Genomic DNA, 6,503 nt, shown 5'->3' with positions numbered 1-6,503 from the left:
GGTCGGCGATGCGGCGGGCGGAGGCGAGGAGTGCGGCGGGGGCGTCCGGGTGCGCCTCGTAGGACAGCCGGAGCACGCCGCGGCCCTCGTCGTGGTCGCGGACGACGCCCGCGAAGGTCACGACGGCGCCGTGCGTCGGGGAGTCGACCGCCTGCTCGCACTCGTCGACGGTGATGGCCTCGGCCGCGAGCCGGGCGAGGGCGACCGGCTCAGCGGGCATGGTCGCCGCCTCCGAGCTGGTCGAGCAGGTGCCCGATCACCGGGTCGAGCACGTCGATCCCGTCGCGGACGCCGCCGGGGGAGCCGGGGAGGTTCACCACGACGGTGCGGCCGCTGACGCCGGCGAGCCCGCGGCTGAGCACGGCGGTCGGGACGTGGGCGGCGCCCTTGGCGCGCACCGCCTCGGCGAGGCCGGGCAGGGGCCGCTCCAGGAGGGGGGCGGTCTGCTCCGGGGTGACGTCGCTCGGGGCGACGCCCGTCCCGCCGGTGGTCACGACCACGTCGACTCCGCTGCCGATCGCGTCGGCGATCGCCTCGCCCACCGCGTCGCCGTCGGCCACGACGACCACCCGGGACTCCCAGCCGCGGGTGGTGAACCAGGCCTCGAGCGCCGGTCCCGTCCGGTCCTCGTACACGCCGGAGGCGGCACGGGTGGAGGCGACGACCGCCACCGCCCGCCGCGTCACGGGGTTCCTCCGCTCGTCCACGAGCCGCTCCTCCCGCCCGCCTTCGCGAGCACACGGATACCGGTGATCGCGGCACCGCGATCGACCGCCTTGATCATGTCGTAGACCGTGAGGGCGGCCACGCTGACCGCGGTCAGCGCCTCCATCTCGACGCCGGTGCGCCCGGTCGTGCGCACGCGCGCCTCGATCCGGACGCGGCCGTCCTGCGGCTCGAGGTCCACGTCGACGCCGTCCAGCGCCAGCGGGTGGCAGAGCGGGATGAGGGTCGAGGTCGCCTTCGCGCCGAGGATCCCGGCGATCCGCGCCACGCCGAGCGCTTCGCCCTTGGGCAGCTCGCCCTGCTCGAGGAGCCGCACCACCTCGGGTGAGGTCTCGACGTAGCCCTCGGCGACTGCGGTGCGCGCCGTGACCTCCTTCGCGCTCACATCGACCATGTGCACGGCTCCGTCGCCGCGCACATGGGTGAGCCGATCGCTCTCAGTCATCGATCCTCCAGATCTCGACCGTGTCGCCGGTCGCTGCGTGGTCCGTCCCGACGGGGACGTGGATGAGCACGGTGGAGCGGGCGTAGGACGCCAGCAGGTGCGAGCCGGGCCCGCCCACCGGGTGCACGAAGCCCTCGTCGTCGAGGACTCCGCGGCGGATCTGGTGCAGGTGCGCGGGCGAGTCGAGCGCCGTGCCGAGGCGCGCACGGAGCCGCGGCCGCTCGGCGGGCGTCCGTCCCGCGAGCGAGCGCAGCACGGGCCGGAGGAACACCTCGAACGAGACCAGGGCGCTCACCGGGTTCCCGGGAAGCGAGACGACCGGCAGGTGCAGCCCCTCGGCCACGCGCACGAGACCGAGGCCCTGCGGGCCGCCCGGCTGCATCTCGACGTGGCCGAACTCCGAGCCCGCCGGGCCGAGCGCGTCGCGGACGACCTCGTAGGCGCCCGCGCTGACACCGCCGACCGTGATCACCAGGTCGGCCGCGCCCGCGTGCTCCTCGATCAGCGCCAGGAGGTCCTCGGCCCGATCGCTCGTGCATGCGGCGACGACGGGCAGCGCGCCCGCCTCGCGGACGGCCTCGGCCAGCAGGGCGCCGTTCGCGTCGTGGATCTGCGCCTCCTCGAGGACGGCGCCTGCGGGACGGATCTCGTTGCCGGTGGGGACGACGAGCACCCGGAGTCGCGGCAGCACCTCCGCCTCGGTCAGCCCGAGGGAGGCGAGGAGTCCGTAGTGGGCCGCGCGGAGGACCGTGCCGGCCGGGAGGGCGAGCTCGCCGCGGCGGGCGTCGCTGCCCCGGGCTCGGACGAAGGTCGCCGGCACCACCGGGTGCGCGAAGGCGACGCTGCCCTCCGCGGGGAAGCGCGGAGGATCGACGCGCTCGACCGGGACGACGGCGTCGGCCCCCACCGGCAGCGGCGAGCCGGTCATGATCGGTGTCGCCGTGCCGGGCTCGTGCCGCGGCGCCCGGTCGCCCGCGGGGATCGGCGCCGAGACGGGCAGGGCGACGGGATGCTCCGGCGCCGCCGCGTCGAGGTCGGCCGCCCGCACCGCGAAGCCGTCCATCTGCGAGTTGTCGAAGCGCGGCAGGTCGAGCGGGGAGTCGACGGAGCGGGCGAGGACCCGCCGGTCGTACGCGCCCGTATCGGCGGCGACGGCGGCCGGATCCAGGCTCAGCGTCTCGCGGGCACCCCGCGTGGCCAGCGGCGCGAGCAGCGCCCGCACCCGGGCGGCGTGCAGGTCGATCGAGGTCATCGTGTCCTCTCGCGAGCGGCGGAGCCCGACCGGCGGCGGGACCGAGTCCATCTTGCCGGGTCGCGCCCGGTTCCGCGGCGTAGTGTGAGCGGATGAGCACAGCACTGGGGATCCCGGGCTTCCGGCCCCGACAGCGCAGCGCGGTCCTCCCGGCCGACCGCCCCGCCACCCCGCTCCTCCTGGACACCTACGGGCGCGTCGCGGACGATCTGCGGATCTCGCTGACGGACAAGTGCAATCTGCGCTGCACCTACTGCATGCCGGCGGAGGGCCTGCCGTTCCAGCCGCCCGCGTCCCTCCTCAGCCGTGAGGAGATCCTCCGCCTCGCGCGCATCGCCGTGGAGCAGTTCGGCGTCCGCCAGATCCGCTTCACCGGCGGCGAGCCGCTCCTGCGCAAGGACCTCGTCGACATCATCCGCGACGTCGCCTCCCTCGACCCGCGCCCCGAGATCTCGCTCACCACGAACGCGATCGGCCTGTCGGGTCGGGCGGCGGCGCTCGCCGACGCCGGCCTGAACCGCGTCAACGTCTCGCTCGACTCGATCTGCGCCGAGACCTTCGCGAAGGTCACCCGTCGCCCGTTCCTCGACCGCGTGCTCGCGGGCATCGACGCGCTCGGTCCCGCCGGCCTGGACCAGACCAAGATCAACGCGGTGCTCCTGCCCGGGATCAACGACCACGAGGCCCCGGAGCTGCTCGCCTGGGCCCTCGCGGGAGGCCACCAGCTCCGCTTCATCGAGCAGATGGCGCTCGACGCCGACCACGGCTGGGACCGCGCGACCATGATCACCGCCGCGGACATCCGGGCGCTGCTCTCGGAGCGCTTCTCGCTCAGCCCGCACGCGGCCCCCCGTGACGGCGCCCCCGCCGAGCTCTTCGACGTCCGCGAGGCCGGGGGGTCCGAGGTGCTCGGCCAGGTGGGGATCATCGCGTCCGTCACCGAGAACTTCTGCGACGACTGCCGCCGCACCCGGCTCACCGCCGAGGGAGGTGTCCGCAGCTGCCTCTTCTCGAACGAGGAGACGGACCTGCTCGGCCCGATGCGCGCGGGCGCGGACGACCACGAGGTCGCCCAGCTCTGGCGCGGGGCGATGTGGGCCAAGCCCGCGGGACACGAGATGAACCGGGCGGGCTTCGTGCAGCCCGAGCGCACGATGAGCGCGATCGGCGGATGAGCATGCGGGTCCGCTACTTCGCGGCGGCCAAGGCCGCCCTCGGCCGTGGTTCCGACGAGCTCGACGAGGTGCCCGACCTGGGCGCTCTCGAGGAGAGACTCGTCGCCTCCGCGCCCTCGGCCGCCGACGTGCTCGCACGGTGCACCTACCTGGTCGACGGCGTGTCGACCGCGAACAGGGCCACGCCGCTGCGTCCCGATGCCGCGGTCGACGTCCTGCCGCCGTTCGCCGGCGGCTGACCCCGAAGAGCGCTCCGTGACGAGCCGTCCTCGTCCGGACCGGTGCGTCCGCTCCGCGCGGTTCGCGGCAGGTGCGTCCGCGCTTCTGGAGGACGCTGCATCCCGAGGACGGACTGGTCCTGTCCCGCCGCACAGGGACCCGTGGGACGCCTCCCTCGGACCCGCGTGCGGCGGGGCAGGACCGGATCAGCGGCCGATCCCGTGCGTCACGGGCACAGGACGTTGGTCATCGTGTCGAGCACGTTGCGGTTCTGCACGTCGAGGAATCCGAACGCCGAGGAGACTCCGGTGGCGACCAGCACGCCGCTGACGAAGGCCCGGCCGTCCCGGGTCACGTAGGCGTCCGGCGCGAAGATGGTGGCGTCGGAGGGCACACCGGAGGCGACGCGGATCTGCGGCTGCGTCCTGTCCGCGAACGCGCCGTACCGGACGAGAGCGCCGTTCTGGATCACGTCCACGACGTCACGGTTCTGTCGATCGCGGTAGGCGTCGGCACTGGTCACCCCGGTGGCGACCAGGATGCTGCTGTTGAAGAGGCGCCCGTCCGGCGTCAGGTGGTACGAGGGCGCCAAGGCCGTCGATCCTGCCGGAACGTTCCTGGCGTAGACCTGGTTCTTCGTGGAGGAGATGTAGCGGACGAGCTCCGAGCCGACGATCACGTCGATGACGTCGTTGTTGCTCTGGTCGCGGAAGGAGTCCGCGCTCGTCACTCCGGTGGTCACGAGGGCTCCGCCGGCGCGCCGCAGCTCGCCGTTCGGTGTGACGTAGAAGGCGGGCGCATGGACCGTCGATCCGGCCGGCACGCCGCTCCCGATGGCCTTCGGCGCGGCCTCTCCGGTGACGAAGCGGTAGAAGACGCCGTCGACGACGAAGTCGGCGACGTCGCGGTTCTGCTCGTCGCGGAAGCCCTGGACGCTGGTGACGCCGCGCGCGATCCGCCCCCCGCCGTGGTAGAGCTCGCCCGACTCCGTCAGGTAGTACCGGGGTCCGACGGTCTTGGCTCCCGAGGGCACGTTGCCGTTCGACTCCGTCGTCGTCCGTCCGCCGTCGGTGACGTACCGGACGGCGGTCCCCGTGGTCGCGGTGGTGCTCGCGGTCGCCGTCGCGCCCGCGGCGCCGGAGACGGCGGAGAGGGTGATGCCGTTCTGCGCCACGTTCCCGGCCGTGACCGGGATGCTCACGCGTCCGTCCGCGCCGGTCGTCGCCCTGACGGTCTGCGCGCCGCCGCTGGTCAGGCCGGCGGGGAGAGTGATGGTGACCGTGTCGCCGACAGCGGGAGCGCCGTTGGTCGTGGCGAGGACGGAGACCGTTCTCGTGGTGCAGGCGGGGAAGGAGTACGCCGGGGCGTCGAAGGCGAGGGTGAGGCCGGTGGACGCGGCGGCCGCGGGGGTCGCGACCGCCGCGGCGACGACGGGGACGGACCAGGCCGCACCCGTCATGATCGTCCGCCGGGCAGGCCCCCCGCGGGTCGAGTCGATCCGCGGGGGGAGGGAGCGCGAGTGCGCTGCCGTCGGGTCCAGGGAGTTGGTGTCCGTCATGGTGTTCCTTTTCTTTCTTTCGTGCGAGGGGTGGTGGACGCGCCGATCCTGCCGAACGTCCGGCCTCCGGTCGACGCGGAACGGGCCGCGACGAGGTTCCATGCCCGACCGTGGACGTTCCGTCGCGCCGCCGGACCGGGGGAGCCGCTCAGGCCGTTTCCTCTCCGGGAGCCCGTCCGGCGCGGGGGATGCGGCGGCGCACGTCAGCCCGCGTCGTCGATCCGGCGGAGGGTCCGCTGCATGTGGATCCGCGAGCTGAAGCCGGCCGACCGCGCCACGCGGTCCAGGTCCGTCGCCGCCCGCGGGCCGAGCTCGTCGAGGAGGCGCTGCGCCTCGAAGGCCCGCGCGCGCTCGATCCGCTGACGAGGGGTGGTGCCGGCGGCCGAGAACGCCCGGTGCAGGTGGCTGACCGACACGCCGAGACTCTCCGCGAGCGTCTCCACCGTGAAGGAGCGGTCGCGGTAGTGCCGCTCGATCAGGCGCGTGCCGTTCGCGTACACGGCGGCGGGGGACCGGTCCTCCCGGTCGGAGGAGGGCAGCAGCGCCGAGAAGGCCGAGGCCAGGAGGTGCTCGCTCGCGATCTCGAAGTGCTCGAAGGCCGCGTCCGAGGGCTCGACGCCGAAAGTGAGGACGGTGTTCGCCGCACCGGTGAGTGCGCGCCAGTAGGCCTCGGGGAGGGCGAGGACCCGGTCCGTGAGCGAGGCGAACTCGCTCGCGCGGAGCACCGAGGGGCGCAGCTGCCACTCGAAGCGCGCCCACGGACTGAGCGCCGCCGCGTACTGCACCGTCGAGGCGCGGGTCACGAGAGCGCTGCCGGCCGGGAGCCGGTGGTCGCGGCCCCGGGCGGAGAGGCGGCCGGTCCCGTCGAGGCTGAAGAGCACGCGGAGCCTTCCGGGATGGGGGAGGACCTCGAACTCCCCGGTCTGCAGCCAGGCGCGGCTGAGGCTGAGGCGCGGCGAGACGATCGCGTCGCAGACGGCACCTCGCGGCAGGGGGCGCCGAGGAATCCAGCCGAGCCGACGCAGCCGCCTCTCGGCGGGACTCCAGACCTCGGGCATCACGCCTCCGCGCCGGGGTCGAGCGGGTCGGGAGGATCGAGCAGCGCCGCCTGCCGCGCGGAGTGCGGTG

The 6,503-nt window shown here is 74.3% G+C and carries 8 protein-coding genes; 2 read left to right on the top strand and 6 right to left on the bottom strand.

What is annotated here, in order from left to right; genetic code table 11:
* From C5C71_RS18040 to glp, 4 genes are all read right to left on the bottom strand, one after another.
* Positions 1 to 220 (bottom strand): molybdenum cofactor biosynthesis protein MoaE (locus C5C71_RS18040; RefSeq protein ID WP_146084408.1); only part of this gene is annotated, 220 nt, incomplete at its 3' end.
* Positions 210 to 707, bottom strand: a complete 498-nt coding sequence (locus tag C5C71_RS02120; RefSeq protein WP_244229433.1) for a molybdenum cofactor biosynthesis protein B — start codon at positions 705 to 707, stop codon at positions 210 to 212. The genes C5C71_RS18040 and C5C71_RS02120, both read right to left, overlap by 11 nt.
* Positions 683 to 1,171 (bottom strand): cyclic pyranopterin monophosphate synthase MoaC, encoded by a 489-nt coding sequence (gene moaC / locus C5C71_RS02115; RefSeq protein WP_104232482.1) that lies wholly within the window; start codon positions 1,169 to 1,171, stop codon positions 683 to 685. Before moaC ends, C5C71_RS02120 begins: the two co-directional genes overlap by 25 nt.
* The gene (gene glp, locus C5C71_RS02110) at positions 1,164 to 2,423 is read right to left on the bottom strand and encodes a gephyrin-like molybdotransferase Glp (protein ID WP_104337065.1); all 1,260 of its coding nucleotides are present in this window, start codon (positions 2,421 to 2,423) and stop codon (positions 1,164 to 1,166) included. Before glp ends, moaC begins: the two co-directional genes overlap by 8 nt.
* Before the next feature lie 92 nt (positions 2,424 to 2,515).
* Here glp and moaA point away from each other — a divergent pair, with 92 nt between their 5' ends.
* Positions 2,516 to 3,598, top strand: a complete 1,083-nt coding sequence (moaA, locus tag C5C71_RS02105; protein WP_104226889.1) for a GTP 3',8-cyclase MoaA — start codon at positions 2,516 to 2,518, stop codon at positions 3,596 to 3,598.
* The gene (locus C5C71_RS02100) at positions 3,595 to 3,837 is read left to right on the top strand and encodes a MoaD/ThiS family protein (RefSeq protein ID WP_104247637.1); all 243 of its coding nucleotides are present in this window, start codon (positions 3,595 to 3,597) and stop codon (positions 3,835 to 3,837) included. Before moaA ends, C5C71_RS02100 begins: the two co-directional genes overlap by 4 nt.
* Before the next feature lie 206 nt (positions 3,838 to 4,043).
* Here the strand turns inward: C5C71_RS02100 and C5C71_RS02095 are convergent, their stop codons facing one another.
* Both C5C71_RS02095 and C5C71_RS02090 read right to left on the bottom strand, forming a co-directional pair.
* The gene (locus C5C71_RS02095; RefSeq protein WP_104337060.1) at positions 4,044 to 5,375 is read right to left on the bottom strand and encodes a hypothetical protein; all 1,332 of its coding nucleotides are present in this window, start codon (positions 5,373 to 5,375) and stop codon (positions 4,044 to 4,046) included.
* Between the two features lie 203 nt (positions 5,376 to 5,578).
* A complete protein-coding gene (locus C5C71_RS02090; protein WP_104226887.1) occupies positions 5,579 to 6,433 on the bottom strand; it encodes an AraC family transcriptional regulator in 855 nt (284 codons plus the stop codon).
* Positions 6,434 to 6,503 lie beyond the last annotated feature (70 nt).

This window comes from Rathayibacter sp. AY1C1, assembly GCF_002932105.1.
Lineage (GTDB): Bacteria > Actinomycetota > Actinomycetes > Actinomycetales > Microbacteriaceae > Rathayibacter.
Note: the sequence above shows the minus strand (reverse complement) of the source record. Positions and strands in the feature narration are given on the sequence as shown.

Coding starts and splice junctions, on each gene's coding strand:
- glp (WP_104337065.1), bottom strand. CDS start 2,423: ATGACCTCGATCGACCTGCACGCCGCCCGGGTGCGGGCGCTGCTCGCG.
- moaC (WP_104232482.1), bottom strand. CDS start 1,171: ATGACTGAGAGCGATCGGCTCACCCATGTGCGCGGCGACGGAGCCGTG.
- moaA (WP_104226889.1), top strand. CDS start 2,516: ATGAGCACAGCACTGGGGATCCCGGGCTTCCGGCCCCGACAGCGCAGC.
- C5C71_RS02095 (WP_104337060.1), bottom strand. CDS start 5,375: ATGACGGACACCAACTCCCTGGACCCGACGGCAGCGCACTCGCGCTCC.
- C5C71_RS02100 (WP_104247637.1), top strand. CDS start 3,595: ATGAGCATGCGGGTCCGCTACTTCGCGGCGGCCAAGGCCGCCCTCGGC.
- C5C71_RS02090 (WP_104226887.1), bottom strand. CDS start 6,433: ATGCCCGAGGTCTGGAGTCCCGCCGAGAGGCGGCTGCGTCGGCTCGGC.